This is a genomic window from Endozoicomonas sp. ISHI1 (assembly GCF_024606225.1).
Taxonomy (GTDB): Bacteria; Pseudomonadota; Gammaproteobacteria; order Pseudomonadales; family Endozoicomonadaceae; genus Endozoicomonas_A.
The window spans coordinates 131047-157280 of sequence record NZ_JAGRPU010000012.1 but is presented as its reverse complement, the minus strand read 5'-3'; the positions used below and the strand labels follow the sequence as shown (position 1 = coordinate 157280).

Sequence of the window (26234 nt, the reverse complement as noted above, 5' to 3'; positions counted from 1 at the left end):
GTCCATCTGTTTCAGGTCAGGCTGTTGATCCTGCCCCCAACAGGAAACAACTTGGCGGCAAGGGAATGTTTTTGCAGCGCATGAAGGAAGCCGGTTTATCTGTGCCTCCGTTTCAGTGTGTGACAACTACGGTCATGAATGCACTGGAAGAACACCCTCTGGATATCCAATGTCTGGCCCACTATCTCCCCGGGATGGTCGATGAACCGCAAGCAGAGATCAGTCTGGCGAACATCAGGGAACGGCTGAATGCTTTGCCACCTTCAGAGCAAACCAAAAGAGATAGCTGGCTGACGGGTGTGGCGAAATTTATTGCCAGTGAGGACTTTCATAAGCAGGTTAAAGATTCAGAAGCGGCCCGACACATCAGGGATCACGGGCTATTAACATCACAGCCGCTTATTGTCCGCAGTTCCGGGATCAATGAAGATAACTACGGCGATGCCGAGGCAGGCAAATACCTCTCTTTAGTCCAGGAAGAAGACGATATTTTACGAACCTGCCTTAAGGTCATGGCCTCAGGTTACCGGCCTGAAATTTGTTCCGAATTCATACCGCAACCCATGGCGCTGATCATTCAACAGTGCATCGACTGCCGATATGGTGGGGTCGCCATGAGCTTTCAGTCCTTTCAGGATAATACCGTCAGGATTGAATACACTCCCGGCCAACCCAGAGGTGTTGTGGCAGGGCAGTCCGGTAACACGCCTCACCGCATTGATATTTATCGTGAGGGTCGTACAGAAGAAGCTGGCAGCTCACAATATTTTCCCGGAACGATCTCAAGTCACTTTGTCCTGCACAAGAACAATAACGGCTATTCGGAAACAAGCATTGATGATGCCGATGCCCAATCAAACGACGTCGAACAACAACTCAGTGATGACATGGTTTCAGAGCTCAGGCGAGTGGTGACAGAGCTGGAAAACCTGCTGCTCTGCCCTGTAGACGTGGAGTTTGCCATCGATCATCAGGGGCGCCTGTTCCTGTTGCAGGTACGTCCTGTCACCCGACTCTCTGGCGGCATGGATTTTGCCATGTCCATACCCGAAGACAGTCTGGCCACTGGCGAGGGGGCCAGCGAAGGCTTTTGCACAGGACCACTCTGGCTGGCTAATAAGCGTGATTCAGGCGCTATGCCAGAGGGAGCCATTGTCGTGGCTCACCACGCTGAAGAGTGGATGCTTGAGCCTGAATGCCTGAATCGGGCAGGGGGGGTTGTCTTTACCGAAGGGGGATTCAATGATCATGTGGCGATCCTCCTGAGACAGAAAAAAATACCCTTAATGCTGGTCGGCGGCGAGTATGCGGCAATGGTCGCACAGAATGGCCAACCGGTCACACTGGCCTGCGCCCGTTTTAAAGATAAGCCCGGTGCCTTCGTTGTTGCCGGTGACATTACCGAAAATCTGGACAGTCACAGAAGCCTGTCCTCTGCTGTTTCTGATGTTTCATCTGTAAAAGCCATCCCGTTACGGGATGATTTGTCTCCCTCTGAAGGCGCATTCAGCCGGGTCACCAGCGGTTTTCAATGGCTCACAGATCAAAATGCCCGCCTGTTGGCATTTTTTGCTCCCGGCTACGGACTGGATTGTTTGGCAAACCCCATAAAGCTGAGCATGTCGCCACAACGATCAAAGTTACTGGCAGAGACCGGGGAGAGCGTAAGCAGGCTCATTCATGGAGCTGAAGCCATGTTGAAGGGTTACCAGAGCTTCTTGCTGCTGGCGGATAACAGTGGTTCATTCCAGCACAAGTCATTGCTGAATGAAGTACCGCAATTGAACAACCGGTTCGGGGCACTGAAAAAGACCATCCAATCACGGGTAGAGGCTGTCGTCCATCCAATGCAAGCCTCTGAAGAAGGGCAGGTATTCCCGTTTCGACAGTGGCTGGCAGAGTGCCATCAGCTTCAATCCAGTCTTCAAGCACTTCATTCCCGGAAGGCTGAGCAGTGCCAAAGTGTCCATGACTTGATTTTTGCCCTGCATCAGCGTTTTGTAGCGGCACTGGCGCCGGTCGCTCTGGCCTCCGGTCAGGGCAGGATATCCAAGGAACGGTACATGACCTATGTTGATTGCACGTCCCCGGGTGAAGAGGCACCGCTGTTGAGGGCGTCCGACAAAGCATCAATGAAAAAGTTAGGGCTTTCAGGGACTGTCGTCAGTATGGATGATGCCTTGATTGTTAACCTGAAGTTAGGAAGTCATGTGGGACTTGTTGAACTTCTTGAGCATGCAGATGGGGGAAAAGAACGAACCTTGCGGCTGAGATTTTCTGACCAATTTGAGGAACCTGATGGCGTTGATGAAGACGGCAAGTTAAAGCGTATGTGGTTTCTGGTGCAGTCTCTGAAAGCGATCGGACTGGATGAAAATTCTGATAGCATGAAGCTGGGTTGCAACGCCGTAGCGGGAGAAATTACCGTTGAATGCCCTCGAATGAAATCACGTAACAACATGCAGGGTGCCTTTGAGAAACTGATCATTGTGTTAGATGAAATGTATAATCTGGATAGTTTATTTGAATGCAGGGCCATTTTTGAAGGAGATCAGTGGGACTTCAACTTGCTTGCACAGCGCCTTAATGGCAATGTTGCAACAGAAGCTGAGAGATTTGCGTTTGAGCATTGCCTTTTTTTAGTGTTTTGTCGGAGAGTTTCATCTTCTTCTGACGCTTTCTGTCAGTTATTAAGCGACCATTACCAGCGGTTTATTCATCATGGACAGTGTTTAAGAGTGTGTGTGCGGCATGTGTTTATTGAGGGAAAATCGAAAGACAGTCTGCGGGAAATGTTAATGAGCGATGAGATAAGTGAGGACATGCGAAGGGAGCTCTTACAACATCTTTTATTGTTATATCCTGATGAAGCTACTCTATTGGTTGAGGATGTGTATCCCGATTTTAGAGATCAATACTTTGTTATCAGCCCATCAATGGACTATAAACTGAAGTTTGCAGTCCCACCGTTTGATCTCCCACCGTATAATCTCCGACCGACTCACTGGCTTGCGGAGCATAAAGAAAAGCTAAAGAAAGCCTTATTGAAGCATGGGCTGAAATATGGCAGTCAACGAGTTCGAGAGTGTCACTCTAGTTTTACAGACAGGCTCGGAAATTTGCGAATAACGTCTAATCTATTCTGACAGCGTTGACCATTACACACCGTGTTCCCAGCTCCTTGTTGTTTTTCCTGTTGCGTGCTTCAGCCCGATGGCTGAACTTTATAAAGATATCATGGTCAAAAGAAGTAATTGATTAACGCAACAGGCTCTTGGTTATTAAATCATGGATGAATATTAACTTTGGAGGGATGTCTTGATGTTATCTGCTGGATTTGACAAAGCATATCACCCCATCCTGACAAAGAATCCAACTCAGGAGACCGAGGCCGGGAGTTCATTTAAAAGTCAATTCGGAGGTCCTGATATCAGCGGCGTTCCGATCGACGAAACACCACTGGCCAAGCGCTTCTGCAGCGCTTGCAGTTTATCTTCTTCAGAGCAGGCTGCTGACTATTCTCCCGCCAGCCGGAAACAACTGGGTGGCAAGGGGATGTTTTTGCAGCTCATGCAGCAATTAGGATTGTCTGTCCCGCCGTTCAAATGTGTTACCGCTCAGGTAATGCAGGCTCTTGAACAACACCCGCTGGATAGCCAGAGTTTAACCCCCTATCTTCCAGAGATTGCCGCTAAGCCGTGGACAGAGTGCAGCCTGATTAAAATCAGGGAATACCTAAGCACCTTGCCACCTTCAGAGCAAAACCAAAGGGATGAATGGCTGGCGGGTCTGGCGAGCTTTGTTGCCAGTAATGACTTTTATGAGCAGGTTAAAGATTCTGAAGCGGCGCGACACATCAGGAATCTGCGCGGTCAGCTGGACGAAAAGTCCATATCACAGCCGGTGATTGTCCGCAGTTCTGGCATCAACGAAGACAACTACGGCGATGCCCAGGCGGGTAAATACCTCTCGGAAGTTCAGGGCGAAGAGGATGTTTTGCGTACCTGCCTTAAGGTCATGGCTTCAGGTTACCGGCCTGAAGTCTGTCCCCAGGGTATACCTCAACCCATGGCGCTGATCATCCAGCATTGCATTGATTGCAGATATGGCGGGGTCGTCATGAGCTTTAAGTCCTTTCAGGATAATACCGTCAGGGTTGAGTACACACCCGGTCAACCCAGAGGCGCAGTGGCAGGACAGTCCGGTAATACGCCCCATCGCATCGATATTTCCCGCAAAGAAGAAACTGACAGTTGGCAATACTTTCCCGGGACGGTTTCAAGTCGCTTCATTCTCCAAAAAAACACGGATAATAACGGCTATTCGGAAGCCATCATTCATAATACGGATGGCCGAACAGACGACGGTGGACTACAACTCACTGATGACATGGCGTCAGAACTCAGGAAGATGGTGGCAAAGCTGGAAGACCTGTTGCTCTGCCCTGTGGATGTCGAGTTTGCCATCGATTTTCAAGGGGGGCTGTTCCCGTTGCAGGTGCGCCCCATAACCCGGCTCACGGGCGGCATGGATTTTGCCATGCCCATGCCGGAAGGCATTCTGGCCACTGGCGAGGTCGTCAGCGAAGGCTATTGCACCGGCTCCCTCTGGCTGGCCAAAAAAGGCGAGGCAGACACGATGCCAAAGGGAGCCATTATCGTGGCCAACCATGCTGAAAAGTGGATGCTTGAGCCCGAATTCCTGAAGCGGGCAGGGGGTTTTGTTTTTGCCGAAGGAGGATTCAATGATCATGTGGCGATCCTTATGAGACAAGAAGAAAAAACCTTAATGCTGGCCGGTGAACAGTTTGCAGCAATGGCCGCTCAGGGTGGCCAACGGGTGACATTGGCCTGCGCCCGCTTTAATGGTCAGCCCGGAGCCTTTATTGTTGTCGGTGACATGACCGAAAAAATGGTCAGTCACAGAAGCCTGTTCTCTGCTGTTTCGGATGTGCCGTCGGCAAAATCCGTCCCATCACGAGATGATCTGTCGCTCCCTGAAGGCACATTCGGTCAAGTCGGCAGGGGTTTTCAGTGGCTCACCGATCAAAATGCCCGCCTGTTGTCGTTTTTTGCCCCCGGCGGTGGACTGGATTGTCTGGCAAACCCGATAAAATTAAGCATGTCGCCACAACGATCAAAGATACTGGCAGAGACCAGAGAGAACGTAAACCGACTGATTCATGGCGCTGAAGCACTGTTGGAGGGTTACGATGCCTTCTTGCGGCTGGCCGTTAAAAAGTGTTCGCGCGAGGTTCAGTCATTGCGGGATGAATTTCCGGAACTGAGTAACCGCTTCAAGACGCTGAAAGAAAGCATTCAATCCAAGTTAGAGAGTATTATTCTGCCAATGCAAGCCGCTGAAGAAGGGCAGGTATCCCGGAGAGAGTTTCTTCAGTGGGTGGCAGACTGCCAGCAACTGCAATCCTCTCTTCAGGCACTCAATCCCGGAGAGGCTGAGCAGGTTCGAAGTGTCCATGAGCTGATTTTTGCCCTGCATCAGCGCTTCGTAAATGCACTGGCGCCGGTCTCTCTGGCTTCGGGTCAGGGCAGGCTTTCTGAGGAAAAGCTTGTCACCTATGTTGATTTTACAACTTTGGTTAAGTCCGGTGAAAAGGCAATGCTATTGAGTCCGTCCGGTAAGGCAGTCATCGAAAAATTAAGGTGTTCAGAGATTACTGTCGTCAGTATGGATGATGCCTTGATTGTTAACCTGTTGCTTGGACGACATACAAGCGTTATCGAACTACTTGAAAACGCAGAGGGAGGGAAAGGACGAACCTTGCGGCTGAAATTTTCTGACGAATTTGAGAAACCTGATGGCAGCGGTCAGCCCGGGAAGTTACAGCGTATGTGGTTTCTGGTGCAGTTGCTGAGAGTCATCGAACTGGATAAACATTCTGATGGTATGCAGCTCAGTTGCAACGCCGTGGCGGGAGAAATCATTATCGAATGCCCCCGAATGACATCAACTCCAGATATGCTGGATGCCTTTGAAAAACTGATCACTGCACTGGGTGGTCTTGAAGACCTGGACATTTTCCTGCGCAGAGCCTTTTTTGAAGGGGAGCGGTGTAACTTCAACTGGCTTGCAGAACGCCTTGATAGCGATGTTGCGTCAGAAGCCAATAGATTTGACTTTCAACATGGCCTATTCACAATCGTTTATAACTCTTTATGCATAGATCCGCGTTTCTACTCGTTGTTGAGTAACCACCAACAGTTTATTCATCATGTTAAACGTTTGCGCGAGTGTCGGAGAAAATCAGATGACGAACTTCAGAAACTGTTAATGAGTGATGAGATCGCTGAGGACAAACGCAGGGAACTCTTACAGCATTTTTTATTGATAAACACTGAAATCGGTAATCGATTGGTTGTGCTTCTGTATCCCCATTTAGAAGGTCAATTCTTTGTTATCAAAACACCCTGCAGTGGCCGTCTGGAGTTTGATGTTCCACCGGTTCAGACGCTTGGGAATGATAAAGAAAAGTTCAGGAATACCCTGTTGAAGAATGGACTGGAATATGCCAGTCAACGGGTTCTGAATGATAGAGATCTTATATTACCGGCCATTTCAAAACATCCGGATGAACTGAAATATGTGAGTGAAGAGCTAAGGGATGATAGAGAGGTTGTCATCGCATCAGTCGCCCGAGAGGGTAATCAGCTGCAATATGCCAGCTCGAAACTTAAGGGTGATAAAAAGGTGGTAATGGCCGCTGTTAAAAACTATCCGAGAGCTCTGAGGTATGCAAGTGAAAAGAACCGAGGTGATAAAGATATAATTCAAATCGCAACTGATGGCGATATGCATTCCTTACATTATGCCACTGAAACGATATTGAATGATCGCGAGTATATGCTGGACTTAATCCAAAGAGATGCTTTGGCTTTCACTTATGCGGCTAAGGCACTTAAAAATGATGAGGCCTTTGTCGAGGCAGCAAGAAAAAGAAACCCCGAGGTTAGTCAACACATTCGAAACCTGAGAATAGTCTGATCTATTCTGACAGCATTGGTCAGAGCAAACCATGTTGCCAGCTTATCGTCGTTTTTTTACCGTGAAAAAAAATTCATTCCAGAACGTGACGAAGAATTGTTTCAGCCGCTCGTAGCTGATTTATTTCCTGCGTCAGGTTGAGGGGGAACTTTATAAAAACATCATGGTCAAAAGAAAAGTAAGCAATTAATGCGACAAGCTCCTGGCTATTAAGTCATGGATGAATGTTAACTTCGGAGGGATGCCTGATGTTACCTGCTCGATTTGACAAATCATATCACCTCATCCCGCCAACGAATCCAACTCAGGAGACCAAGGCCGGGAGTTCATTTAAAAGGCAATTCGGCGGTCCTGATACCAGTGGTGTCCCGATCGACGAAACACCACTGGGCAAGCGCCTCTGCAGCGCCTGCAGTTTATCTTCTTCAGATCAGGCTGCTGACTATTCTCCCGCCAGCCGGAAACAACTGGGTGGCAAGGGGATGTTTTTGCAGCGCATGCAGCAAACAGGTTTGTCTGTCCCACCGTTTAAATGTGTTACTGCTCAGGTCATGCAGGCTTTTGAACAACACCCGCTGGATATCGATAGTTTAACCCCCTATCTTCCGGAGATTGCCACTAAGCCTTGGACAGAGTGCAGCCTGATGAAGATCAGGGAATACCTCAATAGCTTGCCACCTTCAGAACAAAACAAAAGGGATGAATGGCTGGCGGGTCTGGCGACCTTTGTTGCCAGTAATGACTTTTACGAGCAGGTTAAAGATTCTGAAGCCGCGCGACATATCACTGAACTGCGCAGTCAGCTGATTGGATCCTCGACAACACAGCCGGTGATTATCCGAAGTTCTGGCATCAACGAAGACAACTACGGCGATGCCCAGGCGGGTAAATACCTCTCGGAAGTTCAGGGCGAAGAGGATGTTTTGCGTACCTGCCTTAAGGTCATGGCTTCAGGTTACCGGCCTGAAGTCTGTCCCCAGGGTATACCTCAACCCATGGCGTTGATCATCCAGCATTGCATTGATTGCCGATATGGCGGGGTCGTCATGAGCTTTATGTCCTTTCAGGATAATACCGTCAGGATTGAGTACACGCTCGGTCAGCCCAGAGGCGTAGTGGCAGGAAAGTCCGGTAACACACCCCACCGCATCGATATTCTTCGCAACGAAGAAACTGACAGTTGGCAATACTTTCCCGGGACGGTTTCAAGCCGCTTCATTCTTCAAAAAAACACGGATAATAACGGCTATTCGGAAGCCATCATTCATAATACGGATGGCCGAACAGACTACGGTGGACTGCAACTCACTGATGACATGGTTTCAGACCTCAGGAAGATGGTGACAAAGCTGGAAAACCTGTTGCTCTGCCCCGTGGATGTCGAGTTTGCCATCGATTTTCAGGGGAGGGTGTTCCCATTGCAGGTGCGCCCCATAACCCGGCTCACGGGGGGCATGGATTTTGCTGTGCCCATGCCGGAAGGCATTCTGGCCACTGGCGAGGTCGTCAGCGAAGGCTATTGCACCGGTTCCATCTGGCTGGCCAAAAAAGGCGAAGCAGACACGATGCCAAAGGGAGCCATTGTCGTGGCCAACCATGCTGAAGATTGGATGCTTGAGCCCGAATTCCTGAAGCGGGCAGGGGGTTTTGTTTTTGCCGAAGGAGGATTCAATGATCATGTGGCGATCCTTATGAGACAGGAGGAAAAAACCTTAATGCTGGCCGGTGAACAGTTTGCAGCAATGGCCGCTCAGGAAGGCCAACAGGCGACACTGGCCTGCGCCCGCTTTAACGGGCAGCCCGGAGCCTTTATTGTTGCCGGTGACATGACCGAAAAACTGCTTAGTCACAGAAGCCTGTCCTCTGATGTTTCTGATGTGTCGTTAACGAAAGCCGTCCCATCAAGGGATGATTTGTCGCCCCCTGAAGGCACATTCCGTCAGGTCGCCAGCGGTTTTCAATGGCTCACCGATCAAAATGCCCGCCTGTTGTCGTTTTTTTCCCCCGGCGGTGGACTGGATTGTCTGGCAAACCCGATAAAATTAAGTATGTCGCCACAACGATCAAAAATACTGGCAGAGACCAGAGAGAACGTAAACCGACTGATTCACGGGGCTGAAGCAATGCTTGTGGGTTACCGTGCCTTCTTGTTGCTGGCGGGTGACAAGGGTTCATCCGAGGTTCAGCCAATGCTGGATGAGTCACAGCAATTAATCAACCGGTTCGAGACGCTGAAAAAAACCATTCAATCCGGATTAGAGAGTATCGTTCTGCCCATGCAAGCCGCTGAAGAAGGGCAGGTATCCCGAAGAGAGTTTCGTCAGTGGGTGGCAGCCTGTCAGCAACTGCAATCCTCTCTTCAGGCACTCAATCCCGCTGAGGCTGAGCAGGTTCGAAGTGTCCATGAGCTGATTTTTGTCCTGCATCAGCGCTTCATAAAAGCCCTGGCTCCGGTCACTCTGGACTCGGGTCGGGGCAGGTTATCTGAGGAAGAGTTTGTCACCTATGTTGATTGCACAACTTCGGTTAGGTCCGGTGAAAAGGCAATGCTGTTGAGTCCGTCCGGTAAGGCAGTTATCGAAAAATTACGGTGTTCAGAGATTACTGTCGTCAGTATGGATGATGCCTTGATTGTTAACCTGTGGCTTGGACAACACAGAAGCGTTATCGAGCTACTTGAAAACGCAGAGGGGGGGAAAGGTCGAACCTTGCGGCTGAAATTTTCTGACCAATTTGAGAAACCTGATGGCAGCGATAAACCCGGTAAGTTACAGCGTATGTGGTTTCTGGTGCAGTTGCTGAGAGTAATCGAACTGGATAAATATTCTGATGGCATGCAGCTCAGTTGCAACGCCGTGGCGGGAGAAATCATTATCGAATGCCCCCGAATAGCATCAACTCCAGATATGCTGGATACCTTTGAAAAACTGATCACTGCGCTGGGTGGTCTTGAAGACCTGGACACTTTCTTGCTGCACAGAGTCTTTTTTGAAGGGGAACCGTGTAACTTCAACTGGCTTGCAAAACGCCTTGATGGTGATGTTGCGTCAGAAGCCGATAGATTTGACTTTCAACATGGCCTTTTCACAATCGTCTATAACTCTTTATGCATAGCGCCGCGTTTCTACTCGTTGTTGAGTAACCACCAACAGTTTATTCATCATGTTAAACGTTTGCGCAAGTGTTGTGGAAAATCAGATGACGAACTTCAGAAACTGTTGATGAATGATGAGATCGCTGAGGACAAACGCAGGGAACTCTTACAGCATTTTTTATTGATAAATCCTGAAATCGGTACTCGATTGGTTGAGCTTCTGTATTCCCATTTAGTAGGTCAATTCTTTGTTATCACCCCCCCCTGCAGTGGCCGTCTGGAGTTTGATGTTCCACCGGTTCAGACGCTTGGGAATGATAAAGAAAAGCTCAGGAATACCCTGTTGAAGAATGGGCTGGAGTATGCCAGCCAGCGGGTTCTGAATGATAAAGAGATGGTATTACCCGCCATTTCAGAACATCCAGATGAACTGCGATATGTGAGTGAAGGACTAAGGGATGATAGAGATGTTGTCATGACATCAGTCGCTCTATGCGGTAGTCAGCTGCAATATGCCAGCTCGAAACTTAAGGGTGATAAAAAGGTGGTAATGGCCGCTGTCAAACACTTTCCAGCAGCTCTGGAGTATGCAAGTGAAAAAGTCCGAAGTGATAAAGATATTATTCAAATCGCAATTGCTGGTTGTATTTATTCATTACGTTATGCCACTGACACGATATTGAATGATCGCGAGCATATGCTGGACTTAATTCAAAGTGATGCTTTGGCTTTCACTTTTGCGAATGAGGCGCTTAAAAATGATGAGGCCTTTGTCGAGGCAGCAAGAAAAAGAAACCCCGAGGTTAGTCAACACATTCGAAACCTAAGAATAAAGCCTTATCTATTCTGACAGCATTGGTCAGTGCAAACCATGTTGCCAGCTTATTGTCGTTTTTTTACCGTGAAAAAAAAATTCATTCCAGATCGTGACGTAAAATTGTTTCAGTCGCTCGTAACTGATTTATTTCCTGCGACAGGTTGAAGGGGGAACTTTATAAAAACATCATGGTCAAAAGAAAAGTAAGCGATTAATGCGACAGGCTCCTGGCCATTAAATCATGGATGAATATTAACTTTGGAGGGATGTCTTGATGCAACCTGCAAGATTTGACAAATCATATCACCACAACCCGACAAAGAATCCAACTCAGGGTAACGAGGACAGTAGTCCATTCAAAAGGTATTTCGACGATCCTGATACCAGTGGCGTTCCGATCGGCGAAACACCACTGGCCAAGCGCTTCTGCAGCGCCTGCAGTTTATATTCTTCAGATCAGGCTGCTGACTATTCTCCCGCCAGCCGGAAACAACTGGGTGGCAAGGGGATGTTTTTGCAGCTCATGCAGCAAACAGGTTTGTCTGTCCCACCGTTTAAATGTGTTACTGCTCAGGTCATGCAGGCTTTTGAACAACACCCGCTGGATATCGATAGTTTAACCCCCTATCTTCCGGAGATTGCCACTAAGCCTTGGACAGAGTGCAGCCTGATGAAGATCAGGGAATACCTCAATAGCTTGCCACCTTCAGAACAAAACAAAAGGGATGAATGGCTGGCGGGTCTGGCGACCTTTGTTGCCAGTAATGACTTTTACGAGCAGGTTAAAGATTCTGAAGCGGCCCAGCATATTAGGGATCTGCGCGGTCAGCTGGACGAAAAGTCCATATCACAGCCGGTGATTATCCGCAGTTCTGGCATCAACGAAGACAACTACGGCGATGCCCAGGCAGGTAAATATCTCTCGGAAGTTCAGGGCGAAGAGGATGTGTTGCGTACCTGCCTTAAGGTCATGGCTTCAGGTTACCGGCCTGAAGTCTGTCCCCAGGGTATACCTCAACCTATGGCGTTGATCATCCAGCATTGCATTGATTGCCGATATGGCGGGGTCGTCATGAGCTTTATGTCCTTTCAGGATAATACCGTCAGGATTGAGTACACGCTCGGTCAGCCCAGAGGCGTAGTGGCAGGACAGTCCGGTAACACGCCCCACCGCATCGATATTGCTCGCAAAGGAGAAACTGACAGCTGGCAATACTTTCCCGGGACGGTTTCAAGTCGCTTCATTCTCCAAAAAAACACGGATAATAACGGCTATTCGGAAACCATCATTCATAATGCGGATGGCCGATCAGACGACGGTGGACTACAACTCACTGATGACATGGTTTCAGACCTCAGGAAGATGGTGACAAAGCTGGAAAACCTGTTGCTCTGCCCTGTGGATGTGGAGTTTGCCATCGATTTTCAAGGGGGGGTGTTCCCGTTGCAGGTGCGCCCCATAACCCGGCTCACGGGCGGCATGGATTTTGCGATGCCCATGCCGGAAGGCATTCTGGCCACTGGTGAGGTCGTCAGCGAAGGCTATTGCATCGGTTCCATCTGGCTGGCCAAAAAAGGCGAGGCAGACACGATGACAAAGGGAGCCATTGTCGTGGCCAATCATGCTGAAGGGTGGATGCTTGAGCCCGAATTCCTGAAGCGGGCAGGGGGGTTTGTCTTTGCTGAAGGAGGATTCAATGATCATGTGGCGATCCTTATGAGACAGGAGGAAAAAACCTTAATGCTGGCCGGTGAACAGTTTGCAGCAATGGCCGCTCAGGAAGGCCAACAGGCGACACTGGCCTGCGCCCGCTTTAACGGGCAGCCCGGAGCCTTTATTGTTGTCGGTGACATGACCGAAAAAATGGTCAGCCACAGAAGCCTGTCCTCTGCCTTTTCTGACGAGCCGTTAGCGAAAGCCGTCCCGTCAAAGCGTGAATTGGCTCCCCTACATAGATGCTTATTACGTCACGTCGCCAGCTGTTTTCGCTGGCTTACAGATCAAAATGCCCTCCTGTTGTCGTTTTTTGCCCCCGGCGGTGGACTGGGTTGTCTGGCGAACCCGATAAAACTGAGCATGTCACCGCAACGAGCAAAGCTACTGGAAGAGACCAGGGACAACGTAAACCGGCTGATTTATGGGGCTGAAGAAATGTTGGAGGGTTACGAAGCCTTTCTGCAGCTGGCCGGTAAAAGCTGTTCGCGCGAGGTTCAGTCATTGCGGGATGAATTTCCGAAACTGAGCAACCGGTTCGTGACGCTGAAAGAAACCATTCGATCTGGGTTAGAGAGTATCATTACGCCCATGCAGGCCGCTGAAGAAGGGCAGGTATCCCCGAGAGTGTTTAGTCAGTGGGTGGCAGCCTGCCAGCAACTGCAATCCTCTCTTCAGGCACTCAATCCCGGAGAGGCTGAGCAGGTTCGAAGTGTTCATGAGCTGATTTTTGCCCTGCATCAGCGCTTCGTAAATGCACTGGCGCCGGTCTCTACGACTTCGGGTCAGGGCACAGTATCCCATCAGAAATGGGCAGTCACCTATGTTGATTTCACACCCCCGAGAAAAAAGGCGTCCCTATTGACGCCGTCCTTCAAAGCCGCCATCGAAGGAATAATGCGCCCTGTGACTGTTGTTAGCTTGGTTGACGCCTTAATTGTTAACCTGGAGTTAGGACTTCATGTGGGCCTTATCGAGCTGCTTGAAAACGCTGGGGGAGGAAAAGAACGAACCTTGCGGCTGAAGTTTTCTGACAGATTTCGTCGCCCTGATGGCAGTGATGGACCTCATAAATTGAAACGTATGTGGCTTCTGGTACGGTTATTGAAAGCGATCGGACTTCATAAAGATGCCGATAGCATGGAGCTGGGTTACAACCCTGCAGTGGGAGAAATTATCGTCGAATGCGTCCGAATAACATCCACTCAAGCCATGTTGGGTGCCTTCCAAAAACTGTTCACTGTGGTAACTGCAACTCGTGACCTGGATAGTCTATTGAGGGGCATAGCTATTTTTGAAGGAGATCAATGGAACTTTAGCTTGCTTGCAGAACGCCTTAACAGCAATGCTCCAGTAGAAACCGACAGGTTCGCCTTTCAACATTGTCTTTTCTTAATGGTTTATTGGAAGTTCAATAAGATGACTTTCAGTTGCTACCCGTTATTAAGTACTCCCCACCAAGAGTTTATTGATCATAGTCGGCAGTTGGTAGCATGTATGAAAAAATCGGAGGATCATCTTAAGGAAATGTTAATGAGTGATGAGGTCAGTGAGGACACCCGCAGGGAACTATTACATCATCTTTTATTACTAGATCCCAATAAAGCTAACGCCATCTCATTGATTGAGCATATCTATGGTTTGAGTGATCAATACTTTGTGGTTGAGCCATCCCACAATTACCGACTGAAATTTTATATTCCACCGTGTCAGCCGTCTATGGCTCATAAAGAAAAGGTCAGGGATGTTCTGCTGAAGCATGGGTTGAAATATGCCAGCCAACAGATTAGAAACGATAGGGATCTTGTATTAACAACCATTGCCGAAGCCCCGGATAATCTGGAATATGTTAGTGAAGAACTGAAGGGTGATAGACATGTTGTCATGACCGCAATCACGCGGGATGGGTATCAACTGCTCTATGCAGCTCCGAAATTTCAGGATGATGATGTTGTTGTAAAGACTGCTATCTCAAAGACTCCATCGGCTCTGAAGTATGCAAGTGAGAGATTACGAGGAGATAAAAACATTGTTCAAATCGCAGTTGCCAGAGATATTCGTAACTTAGATTACGCCAGTGAAGAGGTATTGAATGATCGCGAGTATTTGCTGAACTTAATTGAACATAATTCTCATGCTTTCATGTATGCGGCTACTGAGCTTCAGCATGATAATGCCTTTATCCGTTCAGCAACCCTCAGAAACCCTGAGCTTCACAGGCTTCTTAAAGCTCTGGGCCTGGAAAAAGTCGATGATGAACCTTAGTGACGGGTAATGGACTGCTGTTTACCGGACTTTTATGGCTCAATCTCCAAGTACCATCTGGTCAGGTGCTTATCACCGATAGTTAAAGCTATTCTCTAACGTTATTTAACCTTCATTTTAATCGTTGTAATGTGTAATCCGCCTGGATTATCTGATGAGCACTCTCACTGGCATTCAGACGACTAAGTCTTTTATATCCTGATCAAATGGTTTTTTCGGGCTGATGTGTGAACTTTATAAAAAAAACATAGTCAAACGAAATTAATTGATTAATGCGACAAGCTCCTGACCATTAAATCATGGATTAATATTAACTTTAAAGGAATATCTTGATGTTACCAGATCGTGTTGACACATCATTTCAGCATATCCCGCCAACGAATCCAACTCAGGATAGCGAGGTCAGTGATTCATTCAAAAGGCATTTCCGCGATCCTGATACCAGTGGCGTTCCGATCGGCGAAACACCACTGGCCAATCGCCTCTGCAGCGCCTGCAGTTTATCTTCTTCAGATCAGGCTGCTGACTATTCTCCCGCCAGCCGGAAACAACTGGGTGGCAAGGGGATGTTTTTGCAGCGCATGCAGCAAACAGGATTGTCTGTCCCACCGTTTAAATGTGTTACCGCTCAGGTAATGCACGCTCTTGAACATCACCCACTGGATATCCAGAGTTTAACCCCCTATCTTCCGGAGATTGCCACTAAGCCTTGGACAGAGTGCAGCCTGATGAAGGTCAGGGAATACCTCAATACTTTGCCACCTTCAGAACAAAACAAAAGTGATGAATGGCTGGCGGGCCTGGCAAGCTTTATTGCCAGTGATGACTTTTACGAGCAGGTTAAAGATTCTGAAGCCGCGCGACATATCACTGAACTGCGCAGTCAGCTGATTGGATCCTCGACATCACAGCCGGTGATTATCCGCAGTTCTGGCATCAACGAAGACAACTACGGCGATGCCCAGGCGGGTAGATACCTCTCGGAAGTTCAGGGCGAAGAGGATGTGTTGCGTACCTGCCTTAAGGTCATGGCGTCAGGTTACCGGCCTGAAGTCTGTCCCCAGGGTATACCTCAACCCATGGCGTTGATCATCCAGCATTGCATTGATTGCCGATATGGTGGGGTCGTCATGAGCTTTAAGTCCTTTCAGGATAATACCGTCAGGATTGAGTACACGCTCGGTCAGCCCAGAGGCGTAGTGGCAGGACAGTCCGGTAACACGCCCCACCGCATCGATATTGCTCGCAAAGAAGAAACTGACAGTTGGCAATACTTTCCCGGGACGGTTTCAAGTCACTTCATTCTCCAAAAAAACACCGATAATAACGGCTATTCGGAAGCCATCATTCATAATGCGGATGGCGGATCAGACGACGGTGGACTGCAACTCACTGATGACACGGTGTCAGAACTCAGGAAGATGGTGACAAAGCTGGAAGACCTGCTTCTCTGCCCCGTGGATGTGGAGTTTGCCATCGATCATAAGGGTTGCCCGTTCCCGTTGCAGGTGCGTCCCATAACCCGACTCACGGGCGGCATGGATTTTGCCATGCCCATGCCGGAAGACAGTCTGGCCACTGGTGAGGTCGTCAGCGAAGGCTATTGCACCGGCTCCCTCTGGCTGGCCAAAAAAGGCGAGGCAGACACGATGCCAAAGGGAGCCATTGTCGTGGCCAGCCATGCTGAAGATTGGATGCTTGAGCCCGAATTCCTGAAGCGGGCAGGGGGTTTTGTTTTTGCTGAAGGAGGATTCAATGATCATGTGGCGATCCTTATGAGACAGGAAGAAAAAACCTTAATGCTGGCCAGTGAACAGTTTGCAGCGGTGGCCGCCCAGAGTGGCCAACAGGCGACAGTGGCCTGCGCCCGGTTTAACGATAAGCCCGGAGCCTTTATTGTTGCCGGTGACATGACCGAAAAACTGCTTAGTCACAGAAGCCTGTCCTCTGATGTTTCTGATGTGTCGTTAACGAAAGCCGTCCCATCAAGGGATGATTTGTCGCCCCCTGAAGGCACATTCCGTCAGGTCGCCAGCGGTTTTCAATGGCTCACCGATCAAAATGCCCGCCTGTTGTCGTTTTTTTCCCCCGGCGGTGGACTGGATTGTCTGGCAAACCCGATAAAACTGAGCATGTCGCCGCAAAGATCAGAATTACTGGCAGAGACCAGAGACAACGTAAACCGACTGATTCACGGGGCTGAAGCAATGCTTGTGGGTTACGAAGCCTTTCTGCAGCTGACCGGTAAAAGCTGTTCGCGCGAGGTTCAGTCATTGCGGGATGAATTTCCGAAACTCAGCAACCGGTTCGTGACGCTGAAAGAAACCATTCGATCCGGGTTAGAGAGTATCATTACGCCCATGCAGGCCGCTGAAGAAGGGCAGGTATCCCAGAGAGTGTTTCGTCAGTGGGTGGCAGATTGCCATCAGCTACAATCCTGTCTTCAGGCACTCACCCCCTCGAAGGCTGAGCGGGTCCGAAGTGTCCATGAGCTGATTTTTGCCCTGCATCAGCGCTTCGTAGAGGCGCTGGCACCGGTTGCTCTGACTTCACGTCAGGGTAGGGTGTCTGAGGAAGAGAACGTCACCTACGTTGATTTCACAACTTCGGATAATTCGGGTGGACAGGAACCGCTGTTGAATCCGTCCGGCAAGGCATCCATCAAAAAATTACGGCTTTCAGGGACTGCGGTCATCATCGATGATGCCCTGATTGTTAACCTGAATCTTGGAGCTCATAAGGGTGTTGTTGAGCTGCTTGAAAACGCAGAGGGAGGGAAAGGACGAACCTTGCGACTGAAATTTTCTGACCAATTCGATAAAATTTCTGGTTGGGAAAAAGCTGGCAAGTTAAAACGTATGTGGTTTCTGGTCAAGCTTCTGAAAGCGATAGAGCTGCGTGAAGATGCTGGTCCCATGAAGCTAAGTTGCAACGGCACAGCGGGAGAGATTATCGTAGAGTGTCCCCGAATGAGTTCACGTCAATCCATGCAGGAAGCCTTCAAAAAACTGATGATCGTGCTGCATTCCATGGACTGGCTGGATATACACTTTGCAGGTCGCATTTCTAATGGAGTTCAGTGGAACTTTAACATGCTTGCACAACGCCTTAATGACGATGTTGCGACAGAAGCCGATAGATTCGACTTTCAACATTGCCTTTTCTCAATGTTTTATGGGGGTGGTTTCCATATTGATCGCGATTGTTGCCGATTGTTAAGCAACCCACTCCAACAGTTTATTCACTATGCACGGCGGTTAGCTGAGTGTGAGTTCCTGGTATCTCAGCAGGAAAAATCAGAGGACAGTCTGCATGAACTGTTAATGAGTGATGAGATCGCTGAGGGCACTCGATCGGAGCTCTTGCATCATTATTTATTGGAAGATACCGTTTACGCTCCCCAATTGATTGAGCAGGTGTATGGCCTGAGCAATCAATACTTTGTTATCAATCCATCCTGGTGTTACAGACTGGAGTTTTATCTTCCACCGGCTCATCCGCTTTCAGATGATAAAGACAAGGTCAGGAATATCTTGCTGAATCACGGACTGAAATATGCCAGTCAACGGATTCTGAATGATAGAGAGCTGGTATTAGCAGCCATTGCAGAATATCCAGATGACCTGATGTATGCGAGTAAAGAACTGAAGAATGATAACGATGTTGTCATTGCCGCAGTCAGTCGAAATGGCTTGGCGCTGGACTATGCAAGCCGGGAACTTAAGGGTAATACAAAGGTGGTCATGGCTGCAGTCAGTCAAAATGGCCTGGCGCTGATTTATGCAAGCCCGGAACTTCAGGATAATAAAGAGGTGGTCATGGCTGCTGTAGCAAATGAACCGGACGCTCTGAGATATGCCAGTAAAAGACTACGAAGCGATAAAAAAAATGATTCTAATGGCCATGGCTGATAGTACTTTTTACTTATCGTTGTTTTTTTCTATTGCGTGTTTCAGGCTAACGGAGGAACTTTATAAAAAGATCCCAGTCTAACGAAGTTAATTGATTGATTTGACAGCCCCTTGGCCATTAAGTCATGGATGAATATTAACTTTGAAGTGATATATTTATGTTACCCGCCGGATCTGAAAAAACATGTCATCAAGTCCCCGCAACGAATCCGAATAAGGATACCCGGGCCAGTAGTTCATCCAATAGGTATTTCAGGGATACTGACACCATCCCTGTCTGCACAACGCCAATTACCAAGCGCCTTTGCAGTGCATCTGTCCCGGGTCTGGCTACTGACAACTCTCCCCCATGCCGTGAACTGCTCGGGGGCAAGGGAATGTTTCTGCAGCTCATGCAGGCAATAGGTCTGTCTGTGCCACCGTTCAAATGTGTTTCAGTCCGGGCAATGAATGCGCTTGAACAACACCCTCTGGATACCCATTGTTTAGCCCGCTATCTTCCGGGGATGGCCCTTGAATCGGACGCAGAGTGCAGCCTGATGAAGATCAGGGAATACCTAAGCACCTTGCCACCTTCAGAGCAAAACCAAAGGGATGAATGGCTGGCGGGTCTGGCGACATTTGTTGCCAGTAATGACTTTTACGAACAGGTTAAAGATTCTGAAGCGGCCCGACACATCAGAGGCCTGCGCGGTGAGCTGGACAAACAGTCCATATCACAGCCGGTGATTGTCCGCAGTTCCGGCATCAACGAAGACAACTACGGCGATGCCCAGGCGGGTAAATACCTCTCTGAAGTTCAGGGCGAAGAGGATGTTTTGCGTACCTGCCTTAAGGTCATGGCTTCAGGTTACCGGCCTGAAGTCTGTCCCCAGGGTATACCTCAACCCATGGCGTTGATCATCCAGCATTGCATTGATTGCCGATATGGCGGGGTCGTCATGAGCTTTAAGTCCTTTCAGGATAATACCGTCAGGGTTGAGTACACACCCGGTCAGCCCAGAGGCGTAGTGGCAGGACAGTCCGGTAACACGCCCCACCGCATCGATATTGCTCGCAAAGAAGAAACTGACAGCTGGGAATACTTTCCCGGGACGGTTTCAAGTCACTTCATTCTCCAAAAAAACACCGATAATAACGGCTATTCGGAAGCCATCATTCATAATGCGGATGGCCGATCAGACGACGGTGGGCTGCAACTCACTAATGACACGGTGTCAGAACTCAGGAAGATGGCCACAAAGCTGGAAAACCTGTTGCTGTGCCCCGTGGATGTGGAGTTTGCCATCGATCATAAGGGTTGCCTGTTCCCGTTGCAGGTGCGTCCCATAACCCGACTCATGGGCGGCATGGATTTTGCCATGCCCATGCCGGAAGGCAGTCTGGCCACTGGTGAGGTCGTCAGCGAAGGCTATTGCACCGGCTCCCTCTGGCTGGCCAAAAAAGGCGAGGCAGACACGATGCCAAAGGGAGCCATTGTCGTGGCCAACCATGCTGAAGGGTGGATGCTTGAGCCCGAATTCCTGAAGCGGGCAGGGGGTTTTGTCTTTGCCGAAGGAGGGTTCAACGATCATGTGGCGATCCTTATGAGACAGGAAGAAAAAACCTTAATGCTGGCCGGTGAACAGTTTGCAGCGGTGGCCGCCCAGGAAGGCCAACAGGCGACACTGGCCTGCGCCCGCTTTAACGGACAGCCCGGAGCCTTTATTGTTGTCGGTGACTATTCCGGAAAACTGGCCAGTTGCAGAAGCCTGTCCTCTGCCTTTTCTGACGAGCCGTTAGCGAAAGCCGTCCCGTCAAAGCCTGAATTGGCTCCCCAACATAGATGCTTATTACGTCGGGTCGCCAGCTGTTTTCGCTGGCTCACAGATCAAAATGCCCTCCTGTTGTCGTTTTTTGCCCCCGGCGGTGGACTGGGTTGTCTGGCGAACCCGATAAAACTGAGCATGTCACCGCAACGAGCAAAGCTACTGGGAGAGACCAGGGACAACGTAAACCGGCTGATTTATGGGGCTGAAGAAATGTTGAAGGGTTACGATGCCTTCTTGCGGCTGGCCGGTAAAAGCTGTTCGCGCGAGGTTCAGTCATTGCGGGATGAATTTCCGGAACTGAGCAGCCGGTTCGGGACGCTGAAAGAAACCATTCGATCCGGGTTAGAGAGTATCATTACGCCCATGCAGGCCGCTGAAGAAGGGCAGGTATCCCCGAGAGTGTTTAGTCAGTGGGTGGCAGCCTGCCAGCAACTGCAATCCTCTCTTCAGGCTCTCAATCCCGGTGAGGCTGAGCAAGTTCGAAGTGTCCATGAGCTGATTTTTGCTCTGCATCAGCGCTTCGTGGAAGCACTGGCACCAGTCACTTTGGCCTCGGGTCAGGGCAGGTCATCCAAGATAGGCAGGATCTCTTATGTGGATTGCACGACCCCGTGTAAAAAGGATCCGCTATTGAGTCGATCCGGCGAAGAAACCATGGCACGGCTGGAGTTTCGGGGGACTGTCATCCATATGAATAATGCCTTGATTGTTACCCTGCCGCTTGGAAATCATAAGAGCGTTATCGAGCTACTTGAAGACGCAGAGGCGGGGAAAGGACGAACCTTGCGGCTGACATTTTCAGATACATTTGATGCTGAATGGGATTTTAATGCCGGCAAGTTCATGCGTGTGTGGTTTCTGGTAGCGTTACTGAAAGCGATTGAACTTGATAAAAATTCTGATGGCATAAAGACCCGTTGCAACGCCATAGCAGGTACAGTGACCATCGAATGTTCCCAGATGAAATCACGTCCATCCATGCGGGAAGCCTTTGAAAAACTGATCGTTGTATTACGTGATATGAAAGATTTGGATCATCGTTTTGAGAAAAGCCGCATTTGTGAAAAAAATCAGTGGAATTTTGACTCGCTTGCACAACGACTTGATAGCGGCCTTGCGACAGAAGCCGATAGGTTCGTCTTTCAACATTGCCTTTTCACAATCAGTTATACCTATCTACACAGAGTTCCCCGATTCTACCCGTTCTTAAGCGACCACCAACAACAGTTTATTGAACATGTTCAGTGTTTTTCGAGGTGCGTGAAAACATCGGAGCATAAGCTTCTGAAAATGTTAATGAGTGGTGAGATCGCTGAGGACACCCGCAGTGAACTCCTACAGCATTATTTATTGGAAGATCCCCAAAACGGTACTCGTTTGGTTGTGCTTTTGCATCCCCATTTGGAAGATCAATACTTTGTTATCAAAACACCTCGCAGTGGTCGTCTGGAGTTTGATGTTCCACCGGGGCAGCCATTTGGGGATTATAAAGAAAAAGTCAGGAATTCCCTGCTGAAACAGGGTTTGAAATATGCCAGCCAACGGGTTTTGAATGATAAAGACGTTGTGTTACCCGCCATTAAAGAACATCCGGGTGAACTGGAATATGTGAGTAAAGAACTGGGGGATGATAGCGATGTTGTCATTGCATCAGTCACTCGAGTGGGTGGCGAGCTGAAATATGCCAGCCATAGACTTAAGAATGATGAGAAGGTGGTGATGGCCGCTGTTGCAAACGATCCAGCAGCTTTGGGGTTTGCAAGTGAGAGAATCAAGAGCGATAAAGACATTGTTAATCGTGCAATTGCTCATAGTATCATTTACTTAAGGCATGCCAGTCATGCGGTGTTGAATGATCGCGAGTATATGTTGGAGTTAATTGAACAAAATCCTCGTGCTTTCGAATATGCGGCTTTTCAACTTAAAAATGATAAGTCTTTTATCGATTCAGCGAAGCAAAGAAATCCCGAAGTTAATAAATACGTCAGGACATTTTTGGCCAAGCTCTGATCAACTCTGACAACGATGGCAGTGAAAACCTTATTACCAACTTATTGCCGTTCTTTTAATGCGTTCTTCAGGCTGACGGGTGAACTTTATAAAAACATCATGGTCGAAGGAAAGTGATCGCTTTATGCGTTAGCGATTAAATCATGGATAAATAAAAACATCAGAGGGATATCTTGATGTTATCTGCTGTATTTGGCAAGTCAGATCCTCAAAGCCTGACAACTGATCCCAATCATAATTCTAAGGCTAATAGTTTACCTGAAAGGTATTTCAGTGATCTTGATCCCAGTGATGTTCCCGACCCAAGGCCGATAGGCGAGCGCACCTGCCGTTCAGCTGTTTTGGCTCAGGCTGCTGACTGTTCTCCCGCCAACCGGGAACAACTGGGCGGCAAGGGAATGTTTTTGCAGCGCATGCAGAAAGCCGGTCTGCCTGTTCCACCCTTCGAATGTGTTACTGCTCAGGTCATGAATGCGCTTGAACAACACTCTCTGGATACCCGTCTTATGGAGCGCTGCCTTCCCTGGATCGTCCTTGAACCGGGGTTAGAGATTAGTCTGGCGAACATCCGGGACCACCTCAATGGCTTGCCGCCTTCAGATCAAGCCAAAAGGGATAGCTGGCTGGCGGATCTGGCACAATTTGTTGCCAGTGATGACTATTACGAACAGGTTAAAGATTCCGAAGCGGCCCGACACATTAGGGAACTGCGTCGTCAGCTCCCCTCATCACAGCCGGTGATTGTCCGCAGTTCTGGCATCAACGAAGACAACTACGGCGATGCTCAGGCGGGCAAATACCTCTCTGTGGTTCAGGGAGAAAAGGATGTTTTAAGTACCTGCCTTAAGGTCATGGCCTCAGCGTACCGGCCTGAAGTCTGTTCCGAAGGTATACCGCAACCCATGGCGTTGATTATTCAACACTGCGTGGATTGCCAATATGGCGGGGTCGCCATGAGCTTTCAATCTTATCAGGATGATACCGTCAGGGTTGAGTACACACCCGGTCAACCCAAAGGTGTAGTGGCAGGGCAATTTGGCAACACGCCCCACCGCATTGATATTTTGCGCGAGGATCGTAAAGAAGGAACTGACCATTATCAATACGTTCCCGGGAAGGTCTCAAGTCACTTCATCCTGCACAAAGACGACAACGGATTCTCGGAAAGAGAGATTTTTGATGCTGATTTTCATTCAAACGACGGTGGGCAATCACTCAGTGATGACATGGTTTCAGAACTCAGGAAGGTGGTGACAGAGCTGGAAGACCTGTTGCTCTGCCCTGTGGATGTAGAGTTTGCCATCGACCATCAGGGTCAACTGTTGCTGTTGCAGGTACGCCCTGTCACCCGGCTCTCTGGCGGCATGGATTTTACCATGCCTATACCCGAAGAGAATCTGGCTAGTGGCGAGGGTATCAGCGAAGGCTATTGCACCGGCCCACTCTGGCTGGCCAAAAAACGACAAGCAGATTCTATGCCAGAGGGAGCCATTGTGGTGGCCCACCACGCTGAAGACTGGATGCTTGAGCCAGAGTTCATCAAACGGGCAGGGGGTTTTGTCCTTGCCGAAGCAGGATTCAATGATCATATAGCGATCTTCCTGAAACAGGAACAAATAACCTTAATGCGGGCCGGTGAACAGTTTGAGGCATTGGCCGCTCAGGATGGCCAACAGGCAACACTGGCCTGCGCCCACTTTAACGGTGAGCCCGGAGCCTTCATTGTTGCCGGTGACATTACCGAAAAACTGGCCAGTCACAGAAGCCTGTCCTCTGCTGTTTCTGATTTACCATTAACGACAGCTGTCCCGTCACGGGATGATTTGTCCCTCCCTGAAGGCACACCCCTTCAGGTCGCCAGCGGTTTTCAATGGCTCACAGATCAAAATGCCCGATTGTTGGCATTTTTTGCTCCCGGTGGTGGACTGGATTGTCTGGCAAACCCGATAAAAATGAGCATGTCGCCGCAACGTTCAGAGCTACTGGCAGATACCATGGACAGCGTAAATCGGTTGGTTTATGGGGCTGAAGCCCTGTTGCAGGGTTACAAGACATTCTTGATGCAGGCTGGAAACAAATGTTCACTCCAGGTCAAGTTATTGCGAGATGAATTACCGCTCTTGATCAACCGGTTTGAGACACTGAAGCAGACCATCCGTTCAGAGTTAGAGCCTATCACCCATCTCCTGCAAGCCGGTAAAGAAGGGCAGGTATCATTTTGTGATTGGGTGGCAGCGTGCCATCAGTTGCAATCCTGTCTTCAGGCACTTAACCCTAAGGAGGCTGAGCAGGTCCGGAGTGTCCATGAGCTGATTTTTGCCCTGCATCAGCGCTTTGTAAACGCACTGGCACCGATCGCATTGGCTTCTGGTCAGGGAGTGGTATCCAAGAATAAGTGCATAACCTATGTTGATTACACGACTCCGGGCGAGAATGTGTCGCTTTTGAGGCCATCCGACAAAGAATCAATTGAAGAAATAGGGGTTATAGGGACTGTCGTCAATATGAATGATGCCTTGTTTGTTAATCTGAATTTAGGAGTTCATGTGAGCCTTATCGAATTACTAGAACAGGCAGAGGGAGGTAAAGGACGAACCTTGCGGCTGAAATTTACTGACCAATTTGAATTTAGCTATTTTAAATCTGGCAAGTTAAAGCGTATGTGGTTTCTGACGCACTTACTAAAAGCAATTGAACTGGATAAAGATGCAGACACCATGAAAATAAGCTTCAACGCCGTAGCGGGCCAAATAGTCGTCGAATGCTCCCGAATGAAATTACGTCAAACCATGCATGCTGCCTTTGAAAAACTGATTATTGCGTTATATGGTATGAGTAATCTGGATATGTTTTTGGAGAAAATAGAGATTTTTAATCGAGTTCGGTGGGATTTTGATGTGTTTGCACAACAACTTAATAGCAACGTTACCACAGAAGTCGATAGGTTCGCCTTTCAACATAGCCTTTTCTCAATCCTTTATGTCGCTGATTTTCTCAGTGTTCCCGATTATTGTGGCTTATTAAGCAGCCACCAACAGCAGTTTTTTTATCATGCCAAGCAGTTAATATGCTTCAAGGAAAAATCGGAGGACAGCTTTTGGGAAATGTTTATGAGTGATAAGATGACTGATGACACCCGCAAGGAACTCTTACAGCACCTTTTATTGTTGGATCCCGAAAAAGCTGTTTCATTGTATGAGGATGTGTATCCCCACTTGAGAGGTAAATACTTTATTCTCAAACCAACATATGATTACAAGCCAGATTTCGTTGTTCAACCCGTTGAGCAGCATTGTGATCATAATGAAAAAATCGAGCAAGCCCTGCTGAAGTATGGGCTGGAATATGCCAGCAAACGTGTTCGAAAAGATTACTCTTACATCTTTAGATCCCAAAAGAGCTGTTGTTCCATTGCATGAGGATGTGTATCCCCATTTGAGAGATAAGTATTTTGTTATCAACCTTTAAACGTGTTCAATAATCTGCGGATCAACTCTGACATCGCTGACCGGCACAAATCGTTTTGCCAGCCTATTGCGTGCTTCAGACTGTCGACTGAACTTTATAAAAAAAACATTGTCTAAAGAAAGTGATCGCTTTATGCGTCAGC

7 protein-coding genes are annotated in these 26234 nt (G+C 48.7%); all 7 read left to right on the top strand.

Translation table 11 applies throughout. The annotated features are described in order from the left end of the window. A partial coding sequence (locus KBW69_RS09995) for a PEP/pyruvate-binding domain-containing protein (protein WP_257280763.1) occupies positions 1-3146 on the top strand: 3146 nt, incomplete at its 5' end. Between the two features lie 175 nt (positions 3147-3321). Then, the gene (locus tag KBW69_RS09990; RefSeq protein ID WP_257280769.1) at positions 3322-7002 is read left to right on the top strand and encodes a DUF4116 domain-containing protein; all 3681 of its coding nucleotides are present in this window, start codon (positions 3322-3324) and stop codon (positions 7000-7002) included. A 248-nt stretch (positions 7003-7250) separates the two neighbouring features. Continuing rightward, a complete protein-coding gene (locus KBW69_RS09985) occupies positions 7251-10946 on the top strand; it encodes a DUF4116 domain-containing protein (RefSeq protein ID WP_257280762.1) in 3696 nt (1231 codons plus the stop codon). A 241-nt stretch (positions 10947-11187) separates the two neighbouring features. Beyond that, entirely contained in the window at positions 11188-14892 is a 3705-nt protein-coding gene (locus KBW69_RS09980; protein WP_257280761.1) for a DUF4116 domain-containing protein, read from the top strand. 332 nt (positions 14893-15224) lie between these two features. Further along, the gene (locus tag KBW69_RS09975; protein WP_257280759.1) at positions 15225-18803 is read left to right on the top strand and encodes a DUF4116 domain-containing protein; all 3579 of its coding nucleotides are present in this window, start codon (positions 15225-15227) and stop codon (positions 18801-18803) included. A 158-nt stretch (positions 18804-18961) separates the two neighbouring features. Then, entirely contained in the window at positions 18962-22624 is a 3663-nt protein-coding gene (locus KBW69_RS09970) for a DUF4116 domain-containing protein (RefSeq protein WP_257280758.1), read from the top strand. Between the two features lie 176 nt (positions 22625-22800). Further along, entirely contained in the window at positions 22801-26043 is a 3243-nt protein-coding gene (locus KBW69_RS09965; RefSeq protein ID WP_257280768.1) for a PEP/pyruvate-binding domain-containing protein, read from the top strand. Positions 26044-26234: the final 191 nt, after the last annotated feature.